This window comes from Pseudoxanthomonas sp. PXM04 (assembly GCF_014851695.1).
Taxonomy (GTDB): Bacteria; Pseudomonadota; Gammaproteobacteria; order Xanthomonadales; family Xanthomonadaceae; genus Pseudoxanthomonas_A; species Pseudoxanthomonas_A beigongshangi.
This window is the reverse complement of sequence record NZ_JACVAG010000007.1, coordinates 244,628-268,506: the sequence shown is the minus strand read 5'-3', so window position 1 is coordinate 268,506 and position 23,879 is coordinate 244,628. Positions and strand designations below refer to the sequence as shown.

The 23,879-nt window shown below is 68.4% G+C and carries 27 protein-coding genes; 18 read left to right on the top strand and 9 right to left on the bottom strand.

The annotated features are described in order from the left end of the window. Positions 1–590 precede the first annotated feature (590 nt). From tesB to IB228_RS20105, 4 genes are all read left to right on the top strand, one after another. Positions 591–1,505, top strand: a complete 915-nt coding sequence (tesB, locus tag IB228_RS17675) for an acyl-CoA thioesterase II (protein ID WP_318287498.1) — start codon at positions 591–593, stop codon at positions 1,503–1,505. Between the two features lie 6 nt (positions 1,506–1,511). Then, positions 1,512–2,036 carry a pathogenicity-like protein gene (locus IB228_RS17670; RefSeq protein WP_192199368.1) on the top strand — a complete coding sequence of 175 codons (525 nt, stop codon included), beginning with the start codon at positions 1,512–1,514 and terminating at the stop codon, positions 2,034–2,036. A gap of 68 nt (positions 2,037–2,104) precedes the next feature. Continuing rightward, positions 2,105–3,343 (top strand): sigma-70 family RNA polymerase sigma factor, encoded by a 1,239-nt coding sequence (locus IB228_RS17665; protein WP_192199367.1) that lies wholly within the window; start codon positions 2,105–2,107, stop codon positions 3,341–3,343. Positions 3,344–4,003: 660 nt separating this feature from the next. Further along, on the top strand, positions 4,004–5,149 hold the full coding sequence (locus IB228_RS20105) for an RNA polymerase sigma factor (RefSeq protein ID WP_192199366.1): 1,146 nt from the start codon (positions 4,004–4,006) through the stop codon (positions 5,147–5,149). 239 nt (positions 5,150–5,388) lie between these two features. Here the strand turns inward: IB228_RS20105 and IB228_RS17655 are convergent, their stop codons facing one another. Together IB228_RS17655 and IB228_RS19960 are read right to left on the bottom strand one after the other, a co-directional pair. Beyond that, positions 5,389–6,105 (bottom strand): EF-hand domain-containing protein, encoded by a 717-nt coding sequence (locus tag IB228_RS17655; protein ID WP_192199365.1) that lies wholly within the window; start codon positions 6,103–6,105, stop codon positions 5,389–5,391. 16 nt (positions 6,106–6,121) lie between these two features. Then, positions 6,122–6,253: a hypothetical protein gene (locus IB228_RS19960; RefSeq protein ID WP_255431451.1), complete on the bottom strand. Its 132-nt coding sequence runs from the start codon at positions 6,251–6,253 to the stop codon at positions 6,122–6,124. Between IB228_RS19960 and IB228_RS17650 the strand changes: the two genes are divergently transcribed. Genes IB228_RS17650 through IB228_RS17640 form a run of 3 tightly spaced genes read left to right on the top strand, consistent with a single transcriptional unit; the run spans position 6,252 to position 8,836 of the window. Continuing rightward, positions 6,252–6,839, top strand: a complete 588-nt coding sequence (locus IB228_RS17650) for a phosphatase PAP2 family protein (protein ID WP_192199364.1) — start codon at positions 6,252–6,254, stop codon at positions 6,837–6,839. The genes IB228_RS19960 and IB228_RS17650 overlap by 2 nt on opposite strands. Beyond that, positions 6,839–7,576: an arginyltransferase gene (locus tag IB228_RS17645; RefSeq protein WP_183638119.1), complete on the top strand. Its 738-nt coding sequence runs from the start codon at positions 6,839–6,841 to the stop codon at positions 7,574–7,576. The genes IB228_RS17650 and IB228_RS17645 overlap by 1 nt, the downstream gene beginning before the upstream one ends. A gap of 45 nt (positions 7,577–7,621) precedes the next feature. After that, the gene (locus IB228_RS17640; RefSeq protein WP_192199363.1) at positions 7,622–8,836 is read left to right on the top strand and encodes an endonuclease/exonuclease/phosphatase family protein; all 1,215 of its coding nucleotides are present in this window, start codon (positions 7,622–7,624) and stop codon (positions 8,834–8,836) included. Between the two features lie 202 nt (positions 8,837–9,038). On the opposite strand, the gene IB228_RS17635 is transcribed toward IB228_RS17640, so the two are convergent. Beyond that, the gene (locus IB228_RS17635; RefSeq protein ID WP_141456134.1) at positions 9,039–9,332 is read right to left on the bottom strand and encodes a hypothetical protein; all 294 of its coding nucleotides are present in this window, start codon (positions 9,330–9,332) and stop codon (positions 9,039–9,041) included. A 10-nt stretch (positions 9,333–9,342) separates the two neighbouring features. Continuing rightward, entirely contained in the window at positions 9,343–10,527 is a 1,185-nt protein-coding gene (gene purT / locus IB228_RS17630) for a formate-dependent phosphoribosylglycinamide formyltransferase (RefSeq protein WP_192199362.1), read from the bottom strand. 131 nt (positions 10,528–10,658) lie between these two features. On the opposite strand from purT, the gene IB228_RS17625 reads away from it, so the two are divergent. The 9 genes from IB228_RS17625 to IB228_RS17585 all read left to right on the top strand — a co-directional run bounded on the left by IB228_RS17625 (position 10,659) and on the right by IB228_RS17585 (position 17,514). Continuing rightward, positions 10,659–11,543 (top strand): SPFH domain-containing protein, encoded by an 885-nt coding sequence (locus tag IB228_RS17625; protein WP_183638129.1) that lies wholly within the window; start codon positions 10,659–10,661, stop codon positions 11,541–11,543. A gap of 21 nt (positions 11,544–11,564) precedes the next feature. Then, on the top strand, positions 11,565–11,753 hold the full coding sequence (locus IB228_RS17620; RefSeq protein ID WP_183638132.1) for an Arc family DNA binding domain-containing protein: 189 nt from the start codon (positions 11,565–11,567) through the stop codon (positions 11,751–11,753). 57 nt (positions 11,754–11,810) lie between these two features. Further along, positions 11,811–11,990, top strand: coding sequence for a DUF4177 domain-containing protein (locus IB228_RS17615; RefSeq protein WP_183638134.1), 180 nt, complete (start codon positions 11,811–11,813; stop codon positions 11,988–11,990). A 1-nt stretch (position 11,991) separates the two neighbouring features. Further along, entirely contained in the window at positions 11,992–13,296 is a 1,305-nt protein-coding gene (locus tag IB228_RS17610) for an alpha/beta fold hydrolase (protein WP_183638137.1), read from the top strand. Between the two features lie 2 nt (positions 13,297–13,298). Next, on the top strand, positions 13,299–13,838 hold the full coding sequence (locus IB228_RS17605) for a PH domain-containing protein (RefSeq protein ID WP_183638140.1): 540 nt from the start codon (positions 13,299–13,301) through the stop codon (positions 13,836–13,838). A gap of 10 nt (positions 13,839–13,848) precedes the next feature. Further along, complete coding sequence (locus IB228_RS17600) at positions 13,849–14,679, top strand: M15 family metallopeptidase (protein ID WP_183638143.1); 831 nt, start codon at positions 13,849–13,851, stop codon at positions 14,677–14,679. Further along, positions 14,669–16,099: an FAD-binding oxidoreductase gene (locus tag IB228_RS17595; protein ID WP_225562518.1), complete on the top strand. Its 1,431-nt coding sequence runs from the start codon at positions 14,669–14,671 to the stop codon at positions 16,097–16,099. The genes IB228_RS17600 and IB228_RS17595 overlap by 11 nt, the downstream gene beginning before the upstream one ends. Positions 16,100–16,150: 51 nt before the next feature. Next, positions 16,151–16,870 (top strand): DUF4328 domain-containing protein, encoded by a 720-nt coding sequence (locus IB228_RS17590; RefSeq protein ID WP_192199361.1) that lies wholly within the window; start codon positions 16,151–16,153, stop codon positions 16,868–16,870. 104 nt (positions 16,871–16,974) lie between these two features. Further along, a complete protein-coding gene (locus tag IB228_RS17585; RefSeq protein WP_192199360.1) occupies positions 16,975–17,514 on the top strand; it encodes a cytochrome b/b6 domain-containing protein in 540 nt (179 codons plus the stop codon). Positions 17,515–17,763: 249 nt separating this feature from the next. Here IB228_RS17585 and IB228_RS17580 read toward each other — a convergent pair whose 3' ends face one another. The 5 genes from IB228_RS17580 to IB228_RS17560 form a co-directional block, all read right to left on the bottom strand. After that, entirely contained in the window at positions 17,764–18,438 is a 675-nt protein-coding gene (locus IB228_RS17580; protein WP_183638152.1) for a DNA-3-methyladenine glycosylase, read from the bottom strand. Positions 18,439–18,442: 4 nt separating this feature from the next. Continuing rightward, positions 18,443–18,811 (bottom strand): DUF423 domain-containing protein, encoded by a 369-nt coding sequence (locus IB228_RS17575; RefSeq protein ID WP_192199359.1) that lies wholly within the window; start codon positions 18,809–18,811, stop codon positions 18,443–18,445. Positions 18,812–18,956: 145 nt separating this feature from the next. Then, positions 18,957–20,135: a polyketide cyclase gene (locus IB228_RS17570; RefSeq protein WP_183638158.1), complete on the bottom strand. Its 1,179-nt coding sequence runs from the start codon at positions 20,133–20,135 to the stop codon at positions 18,957–18,959. A gap of 241 nt (positions 20,136–20,376) precedes the next feature. Further along, positions 20,377–21,018, bottom strand: coding sequence for a response regulator transcription factor (locus tag IB228_RS17565; protein ID WP_183638160.1), 642 nt, complete (start codon positions 21,016–21,018; stop codon positions 20,377–20,379). Then, the gene (locus IB228_RS17560; RefSeq protein ID WP_183638162.1) at positions 21,015–22,256 is read right to left on the bottom strand and encodes a sensor histidine kinase; all 1,242 of its coding nucleotides are present in this window, start codon (positions 22,254–22,256) and stop codon (positions 21,015–21,017) included. Before IB228_RS17560 ends, IB228_RS17565 begins: the two co-directional genes overlap by 4 nt. Positions 22,257–22,461: 205 nt before the next feature. On the opposite strand from IB228_RS17560, the gene IB228_RS17555 reads away from it, so the two are divergent. Together IB228_RS17555 and minC are read left to right on the top strand one after the other, a co-directional pair. Beyond that, on the top strand, positions 22,462–23,058 hold the full coding sequence (locus tag IB228_RS17555) for a GNAT family N-acetyltransferase (RefSeq protein WP_183638165.1): 597 nt from the start codon (positions 22,462–22,464) through the stop codon (positions 23,056–23,058). 2 nt (positions 23,059–23,060) lie between these two features. Next, a complete protein-coding gene (gene minC, locus IB228_RS17550; RefSeq protein WP_192199358.1) occupies positions 23,061–23,840 on the top strand; it encodes a septum site-determining protein MinC in 780 nt (259 codons plus the stop codon). The last annotated feature ends 39 nt before the right edge of the window (positions 23,841–23,879 follow it).

The window sequence follows — 23,879 nt, the reverse complement described above, 5'->3', positions numbered from 1 at the left end:
TTGCTTCCGAGCGGAATTTTGGGCGGCGCATGTTTTCCGCAGGTACAGGTGATGGCAGCAGTGGGACTGGTGCGGTGGGTGCCCTGATGGGGTTTCCTTGTGGGAGCGACGTCAGTCGCGATTCGGGATCCCGGATTCGCGACTGACGTCGCTCCCACAGGTGGGGGTTGTGGGTTTCCCGCCAAAAGCAAATCCCCCTCGGTCCCCCTTCTGCGAAGGGGGAGGCAAAGCTTGCTTCCGAGCGGAATTTTGGGCGGCGCATGTTTTCCGCAGGTACAGGTGATGGCAGCAGTGGGACTGGTGCGGTGGGTGCCCTGATGGGGTTTCCTTGTGGGAGCGACGTCAGTCGCGATTCGGGATCCCGGATTCGCGACTGACGTCGCACCCACAGGTGGGGGTTGTGGGGTTTCCCGCCAAAAGCAAATCCCCCTCGGTCCCCCTTCTGCGAAGGGGGAGGCAAGAGCGGGGCTGTTCTCGATCTGATGCTCCAATCCCGAATCCCGAATCCCGAATCCCGAATCCCGGCCCTGAGGCCCCAAGCCCCTGCCCCGTATAATCCCCAGCCTCCCGCACCCGCCCTGCGAGCCGCCGTGTCTTCCAATCCTGAACCCGTCGTCAGCGAACTCATCGACCTGCTCTCGCTGGAGCGGCTGGAGGACAACCTGTTCCGGGGCCAGAGCCGCGATATCGGCACCAAGTACGTGTTCGGCGGGCAGGTGCTGGGACAGGCGCTGTCGGCCGCGCAGGCGACGGTGGAAGGCGAAGGCGAGCGCCGCGCGCATTCGCTGCATGCCTACTTCCTGCGCGCCGGCAACATCGAGGCGCCGATTGTCTACGAGGTGGATCGCACGCGCGATGGCGGCAGTTTCTCGGTGCGCCGGGTCACGGCGATCCAGCATGGGCGGGTGATCTTCTTCTGCGCGGCCTCGTTCCAGGGCGAGGAAGCCGGCGCGGAACACCAGTTGTCGATGCCCGAGGTGCCGCAGCCCGAGGACGTGACGCCGGCGCCGCCGGTGCCGGCCGAGGTGATGGCGACGCTGCCGATCAAGGTGCAGCGCTGGCTGTCGCGGCGCGGGCCGTTCGAGTTCCGCCACGTGTATCCGCGCGACGAACTGAATCCGCCCAAGCGGCCGCCGTTCCAGCAGGTGTGGTTCCGGCTGAGCGAGAAGGTCGGCGATTCGCCCGAGCTGCATCGCGCCCTGCTGGCCTACGCCTCCGATTTCCAGTTGCTGGGCACGGCGACCTATCCGCACGGCATCAGCTATTACCAGCCGAACGTGCAGATGGCCTCGCTGGATCACGCGCTGTGGTTCCACCGCCCATTCCGCGCCGACGACTGGCTGCTGTACTCGATCGACAGCCCCAGCGCACAGGGTTCGCGCGGGCTGGCGCGCGGGCAGATCTTCGATCGCCATGGCCGGCTGGTCGCCAGCACCGCCCAGGAAGGCTTGATCCGGGTGGTACCCGACGCCCACGCCGCGGCCGCCGTGCCGGCGAAGGACTGATCGACGATGCGCCAGATTTTCACCAGCCAGCGTCTGGAAACCGTCGAGGGTGTGGCCAAGCTGCTGCGCGACGCCGGCATCGAGGTCCACATCAGCAACGAGCGCTCGTATCGCGGCAAGCGCGGCAGCCAGTTCCGCTATACCGAACCGGTGCCGAAGGGCCTGCAGCCGGCGGTGTGGGTGCGGCATCCGGAAGACCAGCCGCGCGCGCGCCAGATCCTGCGCGACGCCGGGCTGCTGGAAACCACCCGCCCCGGCGCGGGTCCGGCGCCGCTGACCTTCACCAGCACCCAGGACGATCCACCGAAGCGCAACTCCTGGGCCTGGCGCATCCGCCTGATCCTGCTCGGCCTGATTGCGGTGGCGGCGGTGTTCACGGTGTTGCGCCACCGCGCGCCGCGCCCGGCCGCGCCCGCTCCGCCACCGGCCACGGCGCCGGCCACGCCCACGCAGCCGGCACCCGCGCCCGCCGACGAGACCGAGGAAGACGACGCGGTGCGGGTACAGGTGAAGCCGGCCTCCGAAGGCTGATCCGGCTCGGTCACATTTTTCGGGCGGTCTCGTCCCGGGGACCAGGAACCCAAGGAAGCCCCGCCCCGATGAATGCCCAGACCCTCGACCTGATGCTGCAGCACGAGCTGCCCGCCGCCGCGCGCGGCAATCAGGATGCCTATGGCCGCATCGTCAGCGCCTGCCAGAACACGGTCACCGCGATTGCCTACGCCATCACCCGCGACGTGCAGGCCAGCGAGGACATCGCGCAGGAAGCCTTCCTGCGCGCCTGGCAGCGGCTGGACCGCCTGAAGAACAGCGCCAGCTTCCTGCCCTGGCTGCGCCAGATCACCCGCAACCTGGCGCGCGACTACCTGCGCACCCAGCACCACAAGCCGATGTCGGGCGAAGCGGCGGAACTGGCGATCACCCTGACCGCCGATCCCTCGCCCTCGCCGGCCGAACGCCTGCTGCGCACCGAGGAGGAAATCGCCGCCGCCGACATCATCTCGTCGCTGCCGGAGGACGCCCGCGAAACCCTGCTGCTGTTCTATCGCGAAGGGCAGAGCTCGCTGCAGGTGGCCGAATTGCTGGGCCTGAGCGACGCGGCGGTGCGCAAGCGCCTGTCGCGTGCGCGTGGCATCGTGCGCGAGGAAATGCTGAAGCGTTTCGGCGAGTTCGCCCGCTCCACCGCGCCCGGCGCGGCCTTCACCGTGCTGGTGGTCAGCGGGCTGATGGGTGCGGCGCCGGTCGCCAGCGCCGCCATCGCCATCGGCGCCGGCGCGGTCGGCGTGGGTTCGGCCAGCGCCGGCAAGCTGGGCGCCAGCGGGCTGGGCATTTCGTCGCTGTCCGGCGGCACCGCGATGGGCACGCTGATGGGCGCCTACGACACGCTGGCCCACGGCGGCGTCACCGCCGGTTTCTCGCTGGGCGCGGTGATCGGCGGCGTGGTCGGTGGTGCGCTGGGCACGTACTTCGGTGGCCGCCTGCTGCTGAGTTTTGCCGATACCGAGACCGAACGCGCGCAGTTGCGTCGCTTCATCCGCATGAACACCGCTACCGCGGCGGCGGTCGGTGTCAGCATCATGGCCGCCGCCGCGCTCAGCCGCAGCTGGTTGCCGATGACGCTGGCGGCGGCGATCGGCATGGCCGTCATCAACTACCAGTGCCTGGTGCCGCTGCGCCGGATGATGAAGCCCATGGTGGCGCGCGATATCGCCCGGCGTGGACACAAACGCGGCGCGTGGCTGTACGAGAGCATGTACGGCGCGACCGGCGTGGTGCTCGCCTCGGTGCTGGCATTGGGCGGGATGATCGTGTCGATGAAGGTGTCGGGGCGGTTTTGAGTTTTCTGGGGCGTTGCAGGTTTCCGGAGGCTTCGGTTTTTCCAGTCGTCATCGCTTCCTTGCCCGTCGTCCCAGCGAACGCTGAAGGATCCTGCCCCCATCCCAACCTTCCCCCGCATGCGGGGGAAGGGGCGGAGCACGCATCAGCCCGGCAGCGTACGGATACCGCTCCCTCCCCCGCTTGCGGGGGAGGGCTGGGGTGGGGGCCAACGCACGCGGCCCACTCCCCGCAAACGTCGATGCATCGCGCCGGAATGACGATGATGGGGTTTCCGGATTGCCCTGCCCCGTCATTCCGGCGAACGCTGGAACCTTGCCCCCATCCCAACCTTCCCCCGCACGCGGGGGAAGGAGCGGAGCAGGCATCAGCTCCTTCAGGAAAATGGCAGCGTACGGATACCGCTCCCTCCCCCGCGCGCGGGGGAGGGCTGGGGTGGGGGCCAACGCCGCAGCCCACTCCCCGCAAACATCGATGCATCGCGCCGGAATGACGATGACGGGGTTTCCGGATTGCCCTGCCCCGTCATTCCGGCGAACGCTGGAACCTTGCCCCCATCCCAACCTTCCCCCGCACGCGGGGGAAGGGGCGGAAACGGCACCGGGTCACATCGCGTCTCCCCGGGCGTCTGTGCTTCCATAGCCGCCTGGAGCCGAACACCGATGACCGCCGCCACGCTGGAACTGACCCTGCGCCATGAGTTTCCCGCCGCCCAGCGGGGCGACCGCGATGCCTACGGGCGGATCATCGGTGCGTGCCAGAACACCGTCACCGCGATCGCCTACGCGATCACCCGCGACGTGCACGCCAGCGAGGACATCGCCCAGGAAGCCTTCCTAAAGGCCTGGAAGCACCTGGGCAGCCTGAAGAACCCGGACAGCCTGCTGCCGTGGCTGCGCCAGATCACCCGCAATCTGGCCCGCGATCACCTGCGCGCCGGGCAATACCGGCCGATGACCGGCGAAGTGGCCGACATCGCCATCGAACTGGCCACCGACACCGCGCCAACCCCGGCGGAAATGGTGCTGCAGACCGAGCAGGAACGGGTGGCCGCTGATGTCATCGCCGCGCTGCCGGAAGACAGCCGCGAAGTGTTGTTGCTGTACTACCGCGAGAGCCAGAGTTCACAGCAGGTCGCGCAGTTGCTGGGACTGACCGACGCGGCGGTGCGCAAGCGCCTGTCGCGGGCGCGTGGCTACGTGCGCGAGGAATTGATGAAGCATTTCGGCGAGTTCGCCCGCAGCAGCGCGCCGGGCGCGGCGTTCGCCAGCATCGTGCTGGGCGCGTTGGCGGTGGGCGCGCCGCCGACCGCCGCCGCGGCGGTACTGGGCACCGGTTCGGCGCTGGCCGGCAAGGGCCTGCTGAAGGTGCTGGGCGCGTCGTTCGGCGCGGTGGCCGTCGGCCTGGTTGGCGGCATCGGCTCGGTCTGGTTCGGCATCCGCAAGCAGTTGCGGGATCCGCTGGATGCGCGGGAACGGCGGGCGCTGATTGCCTACGGCACGGTCAACACGGCGATGATCCTGGCGTTCCTGGCCGGCGCCCTCGCATTGCAGAAGGTACCGGGCTGGATTCCGCACCTGCTGCTCACCGCCGCCTATTGCGGCGGCATCATGTGGTCGTGCAACCGCTGGCTGCCGCGCATCCTGGCGCGCCGACGCGCGCGCGACATGCAACTGGACCCGGTGACCGAAACCGCCGACGCGGCACGCCGGCGCAAGTGGCAGATCATCGGGGTGACCGTGGGACTCGTGCTGGGGTTCGGCGGTCTGTTGTATGGATTGGTTGCGAGCGGGCGGTTGGTGTTCTGAGCGGGTTGTCTTTGGTGTCATGTAGGAGCGACGTCAGTCGCGACCGTGGTCGATGCCGATTGAAGGACGCTCTGCCGGGGATGGATGGCCGAGCGCCGGAGGGTTTCGGGCGCTTTGATTTTCCCGTCGCGACTGACGTCGCTCCTACAAATAATCCAGCAACTGCCAGGGAGCGGTGGCGAATGCGACACCGGCCGCGCGTGGCGGCCGGTGTGCGATGGAACGGTGGACTGCGCGGCTCAGCGCGGCGAACGCGGCTTCAGTTCGTCCTGGCTGAGGAAGCCGTCCTTGTTCGCGTCGAGCTGTTCGAAGCGCTCGGCCAGGCGTGACTTGCCCTTGGCTTCGTCACGGCTGATGCGGCCGTCCTTGTTGGCGTCGGCGGCGGCGAAGCGCTCGGCGCCACGCGCCTGCATGCGCTGCTGGAACTGCGCGCGCCGGTTGGCGTCGGCGGCGTCGATCTCGGCGCGGGTCAGCTTGCCGTCCTTGTCGGTGTCGGCGCCGGCGAACCATTCGTCACGGCGCTGTTTGCCGCGCAGTTCGCGATCCTTGGCGTCGACATAGCCGTCGCCATTCGCATCCATCCTGGCGAAATGCTCGGCGAAGCGGGGCTGCTTGCCGGCCTCGGCCTTGCTGATGCGGCCGTCGCCGTCGGTGTCCAGTTGCTTCATCATGCCGCCTTGACCACGACGGTGGCCGCCGCCGTCCATGCCGTGCCGGCGATGCGGGCGTTCCTCGGCACTGAGCTTGCCGTCCTTATTCTTGTCGAGCGTGTCGAAACGCTCGGCCAGGCGCGGATGCGCGGCGGCTTCGGCGCGATCCACGACGCCGTCGCCGTTGTTGTCCAGGGCCGGGCGCGAGACGCCTGCGGCCGGCGCGGACTGGGTGGCGGCGAAGGCGGTGCCGGCGGCGAGCGCGGTCAGCACGGCCACCAGGAGCAGGGTCTTGTTGCGGGTCATGTTCGGGTTCTCCTGATCACGCGGCGCGGTTGCGCCACTGACCGGGAAAACGCCCGGCGGCCGCCACGGTTGACGCGGCGACGAACGGATTCAGCTTCCAGCCGGTCGCATGCGCCGCGACGACGGCCGCGCAGTATGCTGGCCGCATGGTCCACGCCTTCGCCCGCGCCGTTTCCATTCTCGGACACCCGATGCTGGTGCTGCCGGTGGCGGCGCTGTTGCTGGCCACGCGCACCCTGGGCGTGCGCGAGGCGGCGTGGATGGCGTTGGGCTTCGCCGGGTTCGCCGCACTGGTGATGGGCTGGTCGGGATGGCAGGTGCGGCGTGGCCGCTGGCAGCACGTGGACGCGAGCCGGCACGAGGAACGCCGGACCTTGAACCGCTTCCTGCTGGTCGCGCTGGCGCTGGCGGCGGTGCTGGGCTGGGTCGCCGGCCAGCCGGTGCAGCTGGCGCTGGGACTGATCCTGGCGGCGGCGCTGATCGCGGTGGCGATGGTGGGCGCACGGTGGTGCAAGCTGTCGCTGCACATGGCCTTCGTCATCTATGCGGCGATCCTGCTGTCGCAGCTCCATCCGGGCTGGGGCATCGCCGGGTTGGCGTTCGCCGCGTTGGTGGCGTGGTCGCGGCTGAAACTGCGCCGGCACGTGCCGCGCGATCTGGTCGCCGGCGCGTTGGCCGGCGCGACGGCGGGCGGCCTGTTCGTCTGGCTCGCCCCGAAACTGGCGGGGGCGTGATGGGCAACAATCCTCCGCAGCCGGCCGAAGACCTGCGCCTGTTCCATACCGGCGAACATCCCTGCGGCTACTGGCCGGATCGCAACGCGCGCGATCTGGTGCTGGACCCGCGCGACCCGCGCCTGCCGATGTTCTATCCGAACGCGCTGGCGTGGGGTTTCCGCCGATCCGGCGACATCGTCTACCGACCGCATTGCCTGGGCTGCCAGGCATGCGTGGCGGTGCGGATTCCGGTGGAACGGTTCCAGCCGGATCGCAGCCAGCGCCGCTGCGCGCGGCAGAATCCGGACGTGGACGTGCGGGTAATGGTGGCCGAGCGCAGCGAGGAGCACGTCGCGCTGTACCAGCGCTACCTGACCGCACGGCATCCGCTGGGCGGCATGGACGATCACGGCGCGGTCGAGTTCGAGCAGTTCCTGATCGGCAGCTGGGCCAACAGCCGCTTCCTGGAACTGCGCGAACACGGACGGCTGCTGGCGGTGGCGGTCACCGACGTGTTGCCGGAAGCGCTGTCGGCGGTCTACACCTTCTACGATCCGGATCTGGCCGCGCGCGGGCTGGGCACGTTGGCGATCCTGCGCCAGATCGCCTGGGCGCGCCGCGAGGGCCTGCCGCACCTGTACCTGGGCTACTGGATCCACGGCCATCGCAAGATGGACTACAAGCGCCGCTTCCAGCCGCTGGAAGCCTACGACGGCCGCGGATGGCGGGACTTCCAGCCGCCGCCGGATCCGTAACCGCGCTGTCATCGGCGGCGCTGGCGCCCATGTCAGAATGGCGGCATGCGAACCTTCCTCCTGCCCGCCTGCCTGCTTTCCCTGCTCACTGCCTGCGTGAACGTCAACGTGCACGGTGATCCCGCCGCTACCCTCGCCGACAGCCCCGCGCGCCTACGCGTGGCCACCTACAACACCTCGCTGTACTCGGACGAAGCCGGCGGCGTGATCCGCGAACTGGAAGGCGACAGCGCGCATGCGCGCAAGATCGCCGCGGTGCTGCAGAAGGTGCGGCCGGATCTGGTGCTGCTCAACGAATTCGATTACGACGAGGCACATCGCGCGGCGGATCTGTTCCAGCAGCGTTATCTGGAAGTGGCCCAACCCGGCGGCGGCGAAGCGCTGCGCTATCCCTACCGCTACCTCGCGCCGGTCAACACCGGCGTACCCAGCGGGCTGGATCTGGACGACAACGGCGAGGCCGGCGGCGAAGGCCGCGCGCGCGGCAACGATGCCTGGGGCTACGGCCTGCATCCGGGCCAGTACGGGATGCTGGTGCTGTCGAAGCATCCCATCGATGCCGCGCAGGTGCGCACCTTCCAGTTGCTGCGCTGGAGCGCCCTGCCCGGCGCGGCGCGTCCGATCGATCCGGCCACCGGCAAATCCTGGTATCGCGACGAGGTGTGGTCCAAGCTGCGGCTGTCGTCGAAGTCGCACTGGGACGTGCCGATGCGACTGCCCTCCGGCGTGGTGCATTTCCTGGTCTCGCATCCGACCCCGCCGGTATTCGACGGTCCGGAGGATCGCAATGGTGCGCGCAACCACGACGAGCTGCGCCTGTGGCACGAATACATCAGCGCGGGCGACAAGCCCTGGCTGTGCGACGACGCGGGCGTCTGCGGCGGGCTGGCGCAGGAGGCGCGCTTCATCATCGCCGGTGATCTCAACAACGATCCGGTCGATGGCGACGGCCGCCACGAGGCGATCCTGGAATTGCTGGAACATCCGCGGGTGATGCGCCACGCCACCCCGCAGAGCCGCGGTGGCGCCGAGACCGCCGAAGCCTATGCCGCCAAGGGCATCGCCCGTCGCGGCGCGCCCGGCCACGTCACCGGCGATTTCGGTCCGAAGGCCGGCGCGATGCGGCTGGACTACGTCCTGCCCTCGACCGGCTTCGCCTACGAGGGCGGCGGCGTGTTCTGGCCCGCGAAAGCGGAAGCCGACGCCGCCATCGCCGACGGCAGCGACCATCATCTGGTGTGGGCGGATCTTCTGCCCTGAGGGCTGTTCTTTTACCCGTAGGAGCGACGTAAGTCGCGACCGCAATCCGACCGACTGAGATAAAGCGCAACACATGGGGATGGTTGCTCGCGCGTCCCCGACATTCCCGGCCCATCTGTTTTCCCGTCGCGACTCACGTCGCTCCTACAAGGGGGTTTTCCTGTGGGAGCGACGTGAGTCGCGAATACGGGATGTGGGGCGCCTACGACCCCACCACCGTCGTGCGCGGGCTGAAGCCGATGGCGCCGTCGCTGCGTGCGGAGACGATCATCTTGACCATGCTGCCGGGGATCATCACTTCGATCTGCACGGTCTTGCCGTCCGGCGCGAGGCCTTCCAGGGTCATTTCGATCAGTGCGCCGGCGGTGTCGATCTCCCGGCACAGGATGTGCGGTTCGCCACCTTCCACCTGTACCAGATAGGGCTTGATCGCCTCGCCCAGCGCTTCCAGCGCCTGCGGGAAGAAGAACACCGCGTAGCCTTCATTTCCGTTCATGGTCCGATCCTTACTTGAGTTCGATGCCGAGGGCTTCGGCGGCGTCGCGCGCGATGGCGCGGGCGGTGTCGATGTCGGCGGCGCGCGCCAGGGTCACGCCGACCCGGCGATGGCCTTCCACGCGCGGCTTGCCGAACAGGCGCAGCGCGGTGTCCGGCGCCACCAATGCCTTGTCCACATTCGAGAACACCGGCACGCCATGGCCGTGCGCCAGCACCGCGCACGAGGCCGACGGGCCCTGCTGGCGGATGACCGGAATCGGCAGGCCAAGGATGGCGCGCGCGTGCAGCGCGAATTCGCTCAGTTCCTGCGAGACCAGGGTGACCAGGCCGGTGTCGTGCGGACGCGGCGAGACTTCGCTGAACCACACCTCGTCACCCTTCACGAACAGCTCGACCCCGAACACGCCCCAGCCGCCCAGGTTGTCGGTGACCGCGCGCGCCACCGCCTGCGCGTTTTCCAGCGCGCGCGGCGACATCGGCTGCGGCTGCCAGCTCTCGCGGTAGTCGCCGTCGCGTTGCAAATGACCGATGGGTTCGCAGAACGAGGTGCCGCCGGCGTGGCGCACGGTCAGCAGGGTGATTTCGTAGTCAAAGTCGATGAATCCCTCGACGATGCAGCGGCCGGCGCCGGCACGGCCGCCGGTCTGCGCGTATTCCCAGGCCGGCGCGATGTCGGCGGCTTCGCGCACCGTGCTCTGGCCCTTGCCGGAGGAGGACATCACCGGCTTGACCACGCACGGCAGGCCGATGGCGGCGATGGCCTCGCGATACTCCGCCTCGGTGTCGACGAAGCGGTACGGCGAGGTCGGCAGGCCGAGGGTTTCGGCGGCCAGCCGACGGATGCCTTCGCGATCCATGGTCAGGCGGGCGGCGCGTGCGGTCGGGATGACCCGGGCCGCGCCCTCGGCTTCCAGCGCCACCAGGGTGTCGGTGTGGATGGCCTCGATCTCCGGGACGATCACGTGCGGGCGTTCCCGCGCGACCAGCGCGCGGACCGCGACCGGATCCAGCATGTCCAGCACGTGGGAGCGGTGCGCGACCTGCATGGCCGGCGCGTCGGCGTAGCGGTCGGCGGCGATGACTTCCACGCCCAGCCGCTGCAGTTCCAGCGCCACCTCCTTGCCCAGTTCGCCCGACCCCAGCAGCAGGACCCGGGTGGCGTGGGGGCTAAGCGGGGTGCCGAGGTCGACCATGGGACGGAATTCCGATGCGGGGAGGGAGCGGCATTCTACCGGCCCGGCTCCCCCGCCTTTCCCGGCCGACGGACGGCACTTGCCAAGTGATATCATTTTGATATCTTTCCAGCCAACAAGGAGAGACCACCATGAAAGAGAACCCCATCCGCTCGCTGCCCGGCATCCCCTTCCTGCTCGCCCTGCTGGCCGTGACCGCCCTGGCCGTCTGGCTGTTCGTCACCGGCATCGGCCCCGATCCGAAGTATTCCGGCGTCGTCTCCGGCATGCGGATCGCCGCCGGCGTCATCCTGGGCGTGCTGGCTTTCTTCAGCCTGATCGGCCTGTACACCGTGCAGCCCAACCAGGCCGCGGTGGTCAGCCTGTTCGGCAAGTACGTCGGCACCGTCAAGGACAACGGCCTGCGCTGGAACAACCCCTTCTACTCCAAGAAGAAGGTCAGCCTGCGCGTGCGCAACTTCGAAAGCGGCAAGCTCAAGGTCAACGAGCTGGACGGCAGCCCGATCGAGATCGCCGCCGTCATCGTGTGGCAGGTGGTCGATGCCTCCGAGGCCGTCTACAACGTGGACGACTACGAGAGCTTCGTGCACATCCAGTCCGAATCCGCGCTGCGGGCGATGGCCACCAGCTATCCCTACGATCAGCACGAGGAAGGCCAGCTGGCCCTGCGCAGCCACGCCACCGAGATTTCCCAGCACCTGAAGAACGAACTGGCCGAACGCCTGGCCGACGCCGGCGTGCAGGTCATCGACGCACGCATCAGCCATCTGGCCTACGCGCCGGAAATCGCCCAGGCGATGCTGCAACGCCAGCAGGCCAACGCGGTGATCGCTGCGCGCACCCGCATCGTCGCCGGCGCGGTCGGCATGGTCGAGATGGCGCTGGCCGAACTGCAGAAGAACGGCGTGGTGCAGCTGGACGAGGAGCGCAAGGCGCAGATGGTCAGCAACCTGCTGGTGGTGCTGTGCGGCGATCGCAGCACCCAGCCGATCGTCAACACCGGCTCGCTGTACTGAGCCGGGCGGAAGGCAGGCGTCGTGGCCGAGAAGAAAGCCTATCCCCTGCGCATCAGCGCCGACGTGCTGAACGCGGCGCAGCGCTGGGCGGATGACGAGTTGCGTTCGCTCAACGCGCAGATCGAATACGTGCTGCGCGATGCGCTGCGCAAGGCCGGGCGCCTGCCCAAACCGTCGCCCTCGCCAGACGCCGACAGCGACGACGAGTAATCGCGCCACGACAGGCGCAAGCTCGCGGTCCACCGCGACCCGGACAAGGAGAAGGACATGAGCAAGCGTTGGACCTACCAGGTCATCGAAGTGAAGCCCGGCCTGATGGGCGGCCTCAAGCGCGAGGATCTGCAGAACGAACTCAATCGCCTGGGCGCGCAAGGCTGGGAACTGGTCAATACCATCGTGCCCGCCCCGATGGCCGCGGTGCAGATGGTGTTCAAGAAGGAGGCTTGAGATGCGCGTTGCGTTATGGATTGTGCTGGCGCTGGGCGCGCTGTTCACCCCGCCCGCTTTCGCCGCCGACACCGCCGATGCGATTGCCGAACGCCTGCTGGATCGCCTGCAGGCCGGCGACTACGCCGCCGCCGAGGCGATGTTCTCGCCGGAGATGGCCGCCGCCGTGCCGCAGGACAAGCTGAAGGCCGTGTGGGAATCGCTGCCGGCGCAGATGGGCGCGTTGCGCACGCGCGGCGAGCCCAGGGTCGCGGCGCATGAGGGCATGCAGGTCGCACTTACCCGGCTGGAGTTCGCCAATGGCGCGATCAACGCGCAAGTCGCGGTGAATGCACAAGGCAAGGTCGCCGGCTTCCTGCTGCAACCGGCACCGCCGGAAGCCGCCACGCCGGTCCCCGCCGACGCGGCATACCAGGAGCGCGAACTCACCGTGGGCACCGGTGGACAGGCGCTGGCCGCCACCCTGGCGATGCCCAAGGGTGCGGGTCCCTTCCCCGCCGTGGTGCTGGTGCACGGTTCCGGTCCGCAGGATCGCAACGAAACCATCGGCCCCAACCGCCCGTTCCTGGATATCGCCCGCGGCTTGGCCGCGCAGGGCATCGCGGTGCTGCGTTACGAGAAGCGCAGCAAGGCGCGTCCGCAGGATTTCACCGGCGGCAAGTCGTTCACCGTCGATGACGAAGTCACCGACGATGCGGTCGCCGCGATCGCCACCCTGCGCGCCCAGCCCGGCATCGACGGCAAGCGCGTATTCGTGCTCGGCCACAGCCAGGGCGGCATGCTTGCGCCGCGCATCGCGCAACGCTCCGGCCAGGTGGCCGGTCTGATCCTGTTCGCCGCGCCCGCGCGTTCGCTGCTGACGATCCTGCCGGAACAGAACCGCTACCTGCTGGCCAAGCGGGGGCCGACGACGCCGGAAGCGCAAGCGTTCCTGGACAAGCTGGATGCGCAGATCGCCAACGTGCGCGGCAACGCGCCCGACGATTCCACCGACACGCCGCTGGGCCTGCCGGCCCGTTACTGGCGCTCGCTGGAGGCCATCGACCCGGTCGCCGAGGCCAAGGCGCTCGACCTGCCGCTGCTGCTGTTGCAGGGCGGCCGCGACTTCCAGGTCGTCGATGCGGACTGGCAGCGCTGGCGCAGCGGACTGGCCAATGATCGCCAAGCGACCTTCCGGCACTACCCGGCCCTGAATCACCTGGGCATCGCCGGCGAAGGCGCCGGCACGCTGTCCGAGTACCAGCGACCCGGCCAGGTCGATCCGCAACTCATCGCCGACACCGCCCGCTGGATCAAGGAACACTGAGCATGACCCGCGATTTCACCGTTGCCCCGCTCGACCGCTGGACCCTACTCGGCCTGTGGCTGCCGATGACCAGCGCCATGGCGATTGCGGCGGGCGCCGTGCTGTGGAACACCAGCGAAACCGTGCCGCGCGGCCTGCTGTTCACCCTGCCCTTCATGCTGCTGGTCGGCGCGGTCCTGCACGTACTGCTGCGCCGCCGCCGCATCCAGCTGGAACATGATCAGTTGCGGATCACCGCGACCATGTTCCGCAAGCAAGTCCCGGTCAGCGCCATCGATCTGGACAAGGCCCGCATCGTCAATCTCGACGAGCACACCGAACTCAAGCCCGCCTTGAAGACGAATGGTTTCAGCCTGCCCGCGTTCACCGCCGGGAACTACCGCCTGCGCAACAAGGCCAAGGCGTTCTGCCTGATCAGCGACCGCGCGCGGGTGCTGGTGCTGCCGCTGCGGGACGGTCCGCTGGTGCTGCTGAGTCCCGAGAAACCGCGGGAATTGCTGGACGGACTGCGCGAAGTGGCGGCCTCCGCGCCGCGCCGCTAAGCTGCCGGGCATGCACACGCCCCCGGTTCCGCTCAAGACCCGCCTGCTCAACACGCCCGACGTGGAACTGTGGCCCGGCGGCCTGCTGCGCGCGCGCGGCAACGCCGATGCGCGCATCCTCGCCCGCGCCCGGCGGGTGCTGCGACGCAAGCGCGACGGCCGCTACCTGGCCGCGGAACTGCCCGAGGGACTGATGCCGTTGATACCGGGCCTGCCTCGCGAGCCCGGCATCGAGGCGGCGCTGGATCGGCTGGACCACGACGGCGGCGGACGCGGCCCCTGGCGGGGCGAAGCCGGCGAACTGCCGCTGGACGCACTGCGCGACCATCTCCATGCGCTGGGCCTGGACGACAGCTACGGCGAACGCACGGGCCTGCCGCTGGTGGCCGAGCCGGACACGCTGGCCTTCGCCGGTTTCGATCGCTACCGCCGTGCGCTGTGGCTGATCCACGCCGCCGCGCGCGCCTGGCTGGGCCTGCGCGACGCCGCCGCGCGCGAGGGCGTGGTGCTGGAGGCCATTTCCGGCTACCGCAGCCACGACTACCAGCTCGGCATTTTCGAACGCAAGCTCGCGCGCGGACAGACGGTGGAGGAGATCCTCTCGGTCAACGCCGCGCCCGGCTACAGCGAGCATCACAGCGGCCGTGCGCTGGACATCGGCGCGCCGGACGAGCCTCCCGCCGAGGAGAGCTTCGAGCACACCGCCGCATTCGCATGGCTGGTGGCGAACGCCGGCGCATTCGGCTTCTCGCTCAGTTACCCGCGCGACAACCCGCACGGCATCGTCTACGAGCCGTGGCATTGGTGCTTCGCCGCTGATGTCGCGGCCGATGCGGACTGAAGCCGAACGCCAGCGCCGAAGGCTGTTGCAGGCCATGGCATTCGGCGGCGCGGCCGCCGCCGCCGGCTGCCGTCGCGACGACGCGGAGGCCGGTGCGGTCAGCGATGTCACCGACATCGACCACATTCCGGTCGCCGGCCAGCTCCGCCCCACCACCACCGCCGTCCTGCAGCAGGCGCTGCGCCGGACCCGCGGGCCGATCTCGATTGGCGGCGCACGCTACAGCATGGGCGGGCAGATCGCCGCCGACGGTTCCACCCACGTCGACATGCGCGGCATGAAGCGCATGCTCCACCTGGATGTCCAGGCACGCACCGCGCGCGTGCAGGCCGGCATGTGCTGGCGGGATCTGCAGGATCATCTGGATCCGCACGATCTGGCGGTGCGGATCATGCAGAGCTACAGCAATTTCTCGATTGGCGGCTCGCTGTCGGTGAACTGCCATGGCCGCTACGTTGGCGCCGGTCCACTCGCGCACTCGGTGCGCGCCCTGCAACTGGTGACCGCCGATGGCGGGGTCCGCGAACTGGATCGGCAGCGCTCTCCGGAACTGTTTTCCGCCGTGCTGGGTGGCTATGGCGGCCTGGGCGTGGTCACCGAGGTGGAACTGGATCTGGACGAGAACTTCCCGATCCGGCGCGACGCGCAGCGGGTGGCGCTGGACGAGTATCCGGAGTTCTTCCGCGAACACGTCCATGCGCGACCCGGCATCCTGCTGCACAACGCCGATCTGATGCCGCCGGATTTCAACCGCCCCCTCGCGATCAGCTGGACCCGCACCGATCAGCCGCTCACCCTCGCCGAACGGCTGGTGCCGCGCCATCTCGACTACGGGCGTGAGCAGAACCTGATCTGGACCGCGTCCGAACTGCCGGGCGGCGGAGCGTTGCGGGAGAAATTCCAGACCGATCGGATCCTGCGCGAGCCCGTGGTGGTCATGCGCAACCACGAGGCCAGCCTTGACGCCGCTTCGCTGGAACCACGCACGCGAATGGTGTCCACCTACCTGCTGCAGGAGTACTTCATCCCGGTGCGGTCATTCGCGATCTTCGCCCGCAGGATGGCGGCGATCCTGCGCCGGCACGAGGTCAACGCGCTCAACGTCTCGATCCGGCATTCGCCGGCCGATACGGTATCGCTGCTGAAATGGGCGCCGCAGGAGGTGTTTTCCTTCGTGCTGTACCACAAGCAGCGCGCCTGGTCCGGCGCCGACCGGCAGGCCGGCACCTGGACCCGGCAACTGGTCGACACCGCGCTGGCGCTGGGCGGACGCTACTACCTGCCCTATCGGCTGCATGCCACGCCGGAGCAGTTCCACCGCGCCTATCCGGAAGCCGCCGCCTTCGCCGCGCTCAAGCGCCAGGTCGATCCGCAACGCCGTTTCCGCAACCGCCTGTGGGACAAGTACCTGCCCGCTTGAACGGCACTCTCCTTCCGGCGTAACGTAGCGGGCATCATTCGGGGGAATGGCATGGAAAATCCGTATCAGTCGTCGGCCACCAGCGCCGGCGCGGTGGCACCGCTGCGCTCGTCCGCATACTTCAAGAATCCCAGGCTGCTGACCGTTACGACCCGGATTTTTCTGTGCCTGGGCGTACTGGTGTCCCTCGGTGCGGGTGCGCTCGCGCTCACCGAGCTTTCGCTCATGGAGGAATACTCGCCGACGGACGGCCTGGACGATGTCTACGACGATCTGATCATTCCCACGCTGCTGCTGGGATTGACCCAGTTCGCCACCGGTATCGGCACCATCGTGGTCATCGCGATGTGGGTCTACCGCATGGCCTGGAATGCACGCTACTTCGCCGGCGCGCGCAATATGGACTACACCCCGGGCTGGGCGGTGGGCTGGTATTTCATTCCTTTCGCCAATCTCTGGAAGCCCTATCAGGCCATGAAGGAAATCTGGCGCGCGAGCGACGAGCCGGCCCGCATGAACCAGATCCCGGTTCCATTCTGGCTGCCGCTTTGGTGGTGCCTCTGGCTGGTCACCAATATCCTCTCCAATGTCTCCACGCGGCTCACTTTCCGTGCCGACGATATTTCCGAGGGCATGTTGGCCAACCAGGCGTCGCTGCTGGCCGAGGCAGTCAACATCCCGCTGTGCCTGGTGTTTCTCCTCATCGTCAACCGGCTGTCGCGGATGCAATGGCATCAACAATCGCTGCGCCAAGTACAGGCCGTCGCCTGAACGAGGCAGCATGCCTGGCCCTTCGCCGGGGACTTGAGCGAGATCAATGAGGCATCGGACCCGGGTGGGGATACTCACGGCGTTCTCCCGACGTGGCCGCCCCGATGTTCTCCACGCACGCCCGCTATCGTCCATCGCTGGTCGCGCTGCACTGGCTGACCTTGCTGTTGCTGAGCGGCGTCTACGCCACCATCGAGTTGCGCGGCCTGTTCCCGCGCGGCAGTGATGCGCGCGAGCTGATCAAGACCGCGCATTTCTTCCTGGGTATCAGCGTATTCGGCCTGACCCTGCTGCGCCTGCTTGTGCGGGTGTCGTCACCGACACCGCCGATCGCGCCGGTGCCGCCGACCTGGCAGAGACTGGCGGCCGGCACGATGGCGCTGGCGCTGTATGGGCTGATGCTGGTCACGCCGGTGCTCGGCTACCTGCTGCTCAATGCGGAAGGTACTTCGCCCACGTTGGGCGGCTGGGCATTGCCGTCGCTGATGGCCGCACAGGAAACCCTGGGTGACGGGCTGAAGGAATGGCACGAAACCATCGCCGTCGCCGGCTACTGGCTGATCGGGCTGCACGCGCTGGCGGCGCTCTATCACCATCATGTCCGGCACGACGACACCCTGCTGCGCATGACGTTCCGGCGCTGACGCGCAACGCGGAGCCTGTTCCGCCGCGGCGCCCAGGGACCGGACGCCGGGGGTTCGGCGGAGCAGGCTCCGCCTTGCGCACCGCCGCGTAGAGCGGAGCTTGCTCCGCTTCCACGGTACGCCGGAACTCCCAAAAGCAGCGGAGCGAGCTCCGCTCTACATTGCCCCATTGCGTAGAGCGGAGCTTGCTCCGCTTCCACGGTACGCCGGACCTCCCAAAAGCAGCGGAGCGAGCTCCGCTCTACGGGGTCAATCCTGGGAGCGCTTGGTGGGCGTTTTGGCCTCGGTGCCGAAGTCGGCGATGCGCCACAGGTACTGGGCGGCATAGGTGCGGTACGGGCCCCAGCGTTCGCCGCGGGCCACCAGTTCCTTCGGGGTCGGCGCGGTTTCAAGCTTGTCGACGAACTGCGCGCCCTTGCGTACGCCCAGATCGTCCACCGGCAGCACGTCGGGGCGACCGAGCCGGAACATCAGCATCATTTCCACCGTCCAGCGGCCGATGCCGCGGATCGGCACCAGCGCCTCGACGATGGCGTCTTCGCTCATGGTCGACATTCGTCGCAGGTCGGGAATCTCGCCGCGTGCCTCGCGCGCGGCCAGGTCGCGCAGGGCCAGGGTCTTGTTGCCGGACACGCCGCAGGCGCGCAGCGCGATGTCGTCGATCCGGCCAAGTGTGTCGAAATGCAGCCGGTTGCTGCCGATCGCGGTTTCCACCCGTCCGACGATCGTTGCCGCCGCCTTGCCGCTGAGTTGCTGGTACAGGATGGCGCGGGCCAGCGCATCGACCGGATCGAACGGCTTGCGCCAGGTCGGTTGCGGTTCGATGTAGCCGATCCGCTTCATCCAGGTGCCCAGCTTGCGGTCGCGCCGGCTCAGGTGATCGAAGGCCGCCTCGGTATCGAATCCGCGCGAATAGCGGGGCATGGACTTACCTGCGCACCGCGTCGATGGCCCACAGCAGCCAGCCCGCCATCAGCGCCATGCCGCCGGCCGGCGCCAGCTGGGTGGACAGGCCGGCGAACACCGCCGCGATCAGGCTGCCGGAAAACAGCAGGGTGCCGGCCAGCAACAGGAACAGGCCGGTCTTGCCTAGCCAGCGGGTCGTTCCCGGCGCCAGCGCGGCCAGGGCGATGCCATGGCCGAACGCGAACAGCGCCGCGGTTTCCAGCCGCGACTGGGCCGCCGCTTCGTTGATCGCATGGGCGGCGTAGGCCGACAGGCCGACCGAGGCGCCGGCCAGCAGGCCGCCGCACAGGGCGAACACGGAGGGTTTGCGTTGGCGTCGGTCGTAATGCATCAGCGTGGCGTCCTGCGGGTGCCGGCAGCCGTCCTTCCGCGCGGGAAAAACGGCCGTACAAAAAAACAACGCGCCGCAATGAGCGGCGCGTTGTCGGGTTCACGCATGGGACCTTGCACGAACAAGGCAGGAATCCCGAAGCGGATTACTTGATGGCCCAGTAGATGTCGAACTGGCCGTCGGCCTCGAACGACTTGTCCACGCCGCTCTTCCAGGACTCGTACGGACGGTCGACCACTTCGTAACCGTTGGTGACGGCCCAGGCGCGCAGCGCGCTGCGGTTGGCGTCCAACTCGGCCATGAAGCCGGTGTAGTTGGCGAACGCGGAGCGGTGGGCCTTGGTGACCACGTGCTCGACCGGGGCGCCGGACGGGATGGTGACCTTCAGGTCGCCGGTCGAGGCCACCGGAGTGGAGGTAGCCGGCACCGGAACCGGGATCGGGTTGCCGTCCTTGTCCTTGGCGTCGGCGCTCGGGGCCTTCGGACCGGTGCCCGCCTTGCGGACCGGCAGGGCGACGTCGAACGCGTACTTCTCCGCGCCGAAATCGGTGGTGATGATGCGGACCGGGCCGGCGGCTTCCAGGCCATTGGCGTCCATCACCCGCTTGATCCACTCTTGGTTGGACTTGATCGAAGCCTTGATGGCGTCATTGTTGCGGTCGATGTTGCCGGCGTTGACGACCAGCAGGTCCTCGGCGGGCAGCTCGACGATCTTCAGGCCCGTCAGCTTGCTGCCTTCGGTGCGGTAGTCGAAGTTCGGCACGGTGGCCAGCATGTTGGTCAGCTTTGACAGACCGGCCTTGACCGCGTCGCCGACGTGGCGGCTGACGTACATGCCGGCGTAGCGGCCGATCAGGTTCCAGCCGTAACTGACTTCATAGGTCTGGGTGATCTTGACGTTGCGGTTGTTCTTGCCGGTCGGCTCCAGGTTGAACGCGGTGACCTTGTCCGTACCCAGCTTCTGATCGGTGATCGCGTAGACGATCTTGCCGGTGCCGCCGTTCGGCGCCGGACGCTCGCTGGCGGTGATTTCCCAGCTGCCCTTGCCCCACTGGCCCTTGGAATCGTAGTCGACGCGGGCACCGACGCCGGCGTGGCCTTCGTCGCCACCGGAATAGGAAAGTTCGTTGGCAGCGTGCGGCAGCAGCGGGTTCCAATCCTTCAGACGGCGCACGTTGTTCAGCGTGTCGAACACGATGGTCATGCGGCGGTTGGTCTCGGCGCTTTCCTCAAGCTGACGCTTGGAAGGCAACACCAGGCCGATCACCAAAAACAGCGCCAGGACCAGCGCCAATGCAATCAGGAACTCGATCAAACGGGTCATTCAGGGAGTCTCCGGGGGCCGGTGCCTCGGCCATTGAAAATGTGCACCGCGCATCCTATCAGGCTTGGCGGGTTCCGCGCAGCCCATTCCGGCGACGGATCGCGCCCTTGTTCCGAACGCCCGGAAACACGCGCCCTTCACGCCCTTTTCGGGACAGCAACGGCCCCGTCGGCGGCGCCGGGATGCCGGCGCCTCATAGGCAGACCAATCGCGACCGGACCGCCGCCGGTCGCCGCCCCGCTCAGACCAGTTGCAGCTCGAACGCCTTCAGGACCGCGCGGGTGCGGTCGCGCACGCCGAGCTTGGAGAGGATGTTGGAGACATGGTTCTTGATGGTGCCCTCGGCCACGCCCAGCGAGTTGGCGATCTCCTTGTTGGAGAAGCCGCTGGCCATCAGCCGCAGGATTTCGGTCTCGCGATCGGTCAGTGGGTCCGGGCGATCCAGGCTGACGAAATCGTTGCGCATGTGCTCCAGCCCGGACAGCAGTCGCTGGGTCACCGCCGGCTGCACCAGGGATCCGCCATCGGCCACGGTCCGGATGGCACCCACCAGTTGTTCCAGCGACACGTCCTTGAGCAGGTAGCCCTTGGCGCCGGCCTTCAGCCCGGCCAGCACCAACTGGTCGTCGTCGAAGGTGGTCAGGATGATCGCCGGCGGCAGCTGGCCGGCGCGGGCCAGCGCCTGCAGGGCCTCCAGGCCGGACATCACCGGCATGCGCATGTCCATCAGGACCACGTCCGGCTTGATCTGGGGAATCAGCTCCACCGCCTGCTTGCCGTCCGCGGCTTCGGCGACGACCTCGATGCCGTCGTCCAGCGCCAGCAGCGAGCGGATGCCCTGGCGCACCAGGGTTTGGTCATCGACCAGGCAAACACGGATCACAGGCTACCTCCAGGGGCTGTCTCGGACAGCGGTTCGGTTTCGGGTTCGGCGCGCAGCGGGAGCACGCCGGTGCTCTCGGCCGCGGGGAGCCGGATGTGCAGGCAAAAGCCCTTGCCGGGCTGGGTTTCGATGTCCAGGGCGCCGCCGTACTGGGCCAGGCGCTCGGCCATGCCGCGCAGGCCGTTGCCGGAGATCACGGCGTCGGCGCCGGCACCGTCGTCGCGGGCGTCGATGAGAATGCTCCCGGCCTCGCGCCGGCAATGCACCCACAGGTTGCGGGCGCCGGCGTGGCGGACCGCGTTGGTGATGATTTCCTGGGTGCAGCGCAGCAAAACGTGGGCGCGCTGGGGGTCGTCCAGGGTCAGCGGCTCCTCGATGTCCATGTGGATGGCCAGCGCCGGCACCTTCTCGGCCAGCGGCAGCAGGGCCGCGCCCAGATCGATGGCGCCGCTGTCGCGGAGCTGGCTGACCGCCTCGCGCACGTCGGTCAGCAGCAGCCGGGCCAGGGTATGGGCCTGGCGCACGTGTTCCTGGGCCCGGCCCTCGGTGATGTGCCCGGCCACTTCCAGGTTCAGGCTGAGCGCGGTCAGGTGATGGCCCAGCAGGTCGTGCAGTTCGCGGGAGATGCGGGTGCGCTCGTTGACCCGCGCGCTCTCGGCCAGCAGTACCCGGGTGGCGCGCAGTTCCGCGTTCAGCCGGCGCTGCTCCTCGCGCGCCTCGGCCTGCTGGCGGGCCACGTAGGCGGTGATCAGCACGAACGCGGCGAAGCCCACGTAGAAGGCCGACTGGAACAGGGCCTCCCAGAAGTTGAAGTCCTCCAGGGCCATGAACGACCACACCAGCGGCGCGTGCCCCAGCAGCAGCCAGGCGATGGCCACCCGCAGGTTGAGCAGCCAGGGCAGCACTCCGGCCACGATCACCATCAGCATGGCGCTCAGGCCGGTCCGGCTGTAGACGCCCACCGCCACGGCGGCCAGGGTCAGCACCAGCGCCAGCGGGATGTTCCAGGCCTGGGACACCCGCGCCCCGCGCGCTCCCAGCGAACGGGTGGCGAACCAGTAGCAGATGCCGAAGGTGAAATAGGCCAGCGCGGTCAGCGGAATGTCCACGCCCTTGCCGTCCGCGCCGCTCGACGGCGGCAGGAACCACACGTTCAGGACGATCGGAATACCGACCAGGGCCCAGGTATACAGGCCGGTGGCGCGTAGCAGGCGGGTGTGGCTGAGTCGTCCCAACATGGGCGCAGTTTAGGCGCAATCCCCGGCCCCGGCCGTCCATCGAAAGTCATGCGACAGGCCGCCGGTCCGTCCCGGCCGGTTCACGGACCGCTTACCCGGAAGCTGCCACCCTCCCGCCACAAATGCGATAATCCGCCGTCGGCCGCCGCGCTGCGGCCGCCCGAACGAAAGCCTTTTGCAAGACCTCCCGCCCCGGAGCCGAGTAATGTCGATTGTCATCCGCGACGTGCGCGAGCACGAGCTGGATTCCGTTCTAGCCCTCAACAACAATGCCGGACTGGCGATCCTGCCGCTGGATTCGGCCAAGCTCCACCGCTTCTACGCGCAGGCCGAATACTTCCGCGTCGCCGAACGTGATGGCAACCTGGCCGGCTTCCTGGTGGGCTTCGGCTCCGATGCCGACCATGACAGCAGCAACTTCGCCTGGTTCCGCGAACGCTATCCGCAGTTCTTCTACATCGATCGCATCGTGGTCGCCAGCCGCCGCCGCGGCGGTGGCGTCGGCCGCGCGTTCTACGCGGACGTGCAGAGCTATGCCGAACTGCGCTACCCGCAGCTGGCCTGCGAGGTGTTCCTCGATCACGGCGCCGATCCGGCGCTGCTGTTCCATGGCAGCTTCGGTTTCCGCGAGGTCGGCCAGAACACGATGGCCGACGTCGACGTGCGCGCCAGCATGCTGATGAAGGAACTGTGCAGCTACCCGTGGGTGCAGGAAACCTACGGCGACGCCCTGCCCGATCTGCCCTGGGCCCGTACCCGCGCGCTGGCCGCCTCGCGCACCGAACGGCCCACCGGGACATGAGCGTGACCTCAGCGAACCTTGACTACGAACAGGCCGGCGAACTGAAGATCGGCCAGGTCGGCATCGCCAACCTGCGGGTCCGGACCCTGGATGTCGAGCAGCTCGTGCGCGAGATGCGCGAACGGGTCGAACGCGCGCCCAAGCTGTTCGGCCGCGCCGCCGTCATCGTCGATTTCGGTGGCCTGATCCGCACCCCGGACGTGGACACCGCGCGCGCGCTGATCGACGGCCTGCGCGGCGCCGGCGTCATTCCGGTGGCGCTGGCCTACGGCACCCGCGAAATCGAGCAACTGGCCGAACAGCTCGGCCTGCCGCTGCTGGCCAAGTTCCGCGCCCAGTACGAACGGGTCGACGCGGCGCCACCCGCGCCCGCCCGCCCGGCGTCCGCGCCGGAGCCGGCTCCCGCACCCGCCAAGCCCGCCGCGGCTGCCAAGGCGGCCGCCAACGCCGGCAAGCCGGGCCTGATGCAGAAGACCCCGGTGCGCTCGGGCCAGCAGCTGTACGCGGAAAACCGCGACCTGACCGTGCTCAGCACCGTCGGCGCCGGCGCCGAAGTCATCGCCGACGGCTCCATCCACATCTACGGTGCCCTGCGCGGCCGCGCCCTCGCCGGCGCCCAGGGCAACACCGATGCACGGATTTTCTGCCGCGAATTCCACGCCGAACTGGTCGCCATCGCCGGCCACTACAAGGTGATGGAGGAAGTACCCCAGGAACTGCGCGGCAAGTCCGTGCAGATCTGGCTGGACCAGGACCAACTCAAGATCGCCGCCCAGGACTGACGCGGCCCTACCTCACTAGAAGAACGACCAAGGAGAACA

Bases quoted from the DNA above. Each gene is read 5' to 3' on its own strand.
- IB228_RS17665 (WP_192199367.1), top strand. From the start codon at position 2,105: ATGAATGCCCAGACCCTCGACCTGATGCTGCAGCACGAGCTGCCCGCC.
- IB228_RS17560 (WP_183638162.1), bottom strand. From the start codon at position 22,256: ATGTTGGGACGACTCAGCCACACCCGCCTGCTACGCGCCACCGGCCTG.
- IB228_RS17570 (WP_183638158.1), bottom strand. From the start codon at position 20,135: ATGACCCGTTTGATCGAGTTCCTGATTGCATTGGCGCTGGTCCTGGCG.
- IB228_RS20105 (WP_192199366.1), top strand. From the start codon at position 4,004: ATGACCGCCGCCACGCTGGAACTGACCCTGCGCCATGAGTTTCCCGCC.
- IB228_RS17575 (WP_192199359.1), bottom strand. From the start codon at position 18,811: ATGCATTACGACCGACGCCAACGCAAACCCTCCGTGTTCGCCCTGTGC.
- IB228_RS17555 (WP_183638165.1), top strand. From the start codon at position 22,462: ATGTCGATTGTCATCCGCGACGTGCGCGAGCACGAGCTGGATTCCGTT.
- IB228_RS17635 (WP_141456134.1), bottom strand. From the start codon at position 9,332: ATGAACGGAAATGAAGGCTACGCGGTGTTCTTCTTCCCGCAGGCGCTG.
- IB228_RS17670 (WP_192199368.1), top strand. From the start codon at position 1,512: ATGCGCCAGATTTTCACCAGCCAGCGTCTGGAAACCGTCGAGGGTGTG.
- IB228_RS17655 (WP_192199365.1), bottom strand. From the start codon at position 6,105: ATGACCCGCAACAAGACCCTGCTCCTGGTGGCCGTGCTGACCGCGCTC.
- IB228_RS17585 (WP_192199360.1), top strand. From the start codon at position 16,975: ATGTTCTCCACGCACGCCCGCTATCGTCCATCGCTGGTCGCGCTGCAC.
- IB228_RS17595 (WP_225562518.1), top strand. From the start codon at position 14,669: ATGCGGACTGAAGCCGAACGCCAGCGCCGAAGGCTGTTGCAGGCCATG.
- IB228_RS17605 (WP_183638140.1), top strand. From the start codon at position 13,299: ATGACCCGCGATTTCACCGTTGCCCCGCTCGACCGCTGGACCCTACTC.
- purT (WP_192199362.1), bottom strand. From the start codon at position 10,527: ATGGTCGACCTCGGCACCCCGCTTAGCCCCCACGCCACCCGGGTCCTG.
- IB228_RS17615 (WP_183638134.1), top strand. From the start codon at position 11,811: ATGAGCAAGCGTTGGACCTACCAGGTCATCGAAGTGAAGCCCGGCCTG.
- IB228_RS17650 (WP_192199364.1), top strand. From the start codon at position 6,252: ATGGTCCACGCCTTCGCCCGCGCCGTTTCCATTCTCGGACACCCGATG.
- IB228_RS19960 (WP_255431451.1), bottom strand. From the start codon at position 6,253: ATGCGGCCAGCATACTGCGCGGCCGTCGTCGCGGCGCATGCGACCGGC.
- IB228_RS17590 (WP_192199361.1), top strand. From the start codon at position 16,151: ATGGAAAATCCGTATCAGTCGTCGGCCACCAGCGCCGGCGCGGTGGCA.
- IB228_RS17640 (WP_192199363.1), top strand. From the start codon at position 7,622: ATGCGAACCTTCCTCCTGCCCGCCTGCCTGCTTTCCCTGCTCACTGCC.
- IB228_RS17600 (WP_183638143.1), top strand. From the start codon at position 13,849: ATGCACACGCCCCCGGTTCCGCTCAAGACCCGCCTGCTCAACACGCCC.
- IB228_RS17610 (WP_183638137.1), top strand. From the start codon at position 11,992: ATGCGCGTTGCGTTATGGATTGTGCTGGCGCTGGGCGCGCTGTTCACC.
- IB228_RS17580 (WP_183638152.1), bottom strand. From the start codon at position 18,438: ATGCCCCGCTATTCGCGCGGATTCGATACCGAGGCGGCCTTCGATCAC.
- IB228_RS17645 (WP_183638119.1), top strand. From the start codon at position 6,839: ATGGGCAACAATCCTCCGCAGCCGGCCGAAGACCTGCGCCTGTTCCAT.
- IB228_RS17625 (WP_183638129.1), top strand. From the start codon at position 10,659: ATGAAAGAGAACCCCATCCGCTCGCTGCCCGGCATCCCCTTCCTGCTC.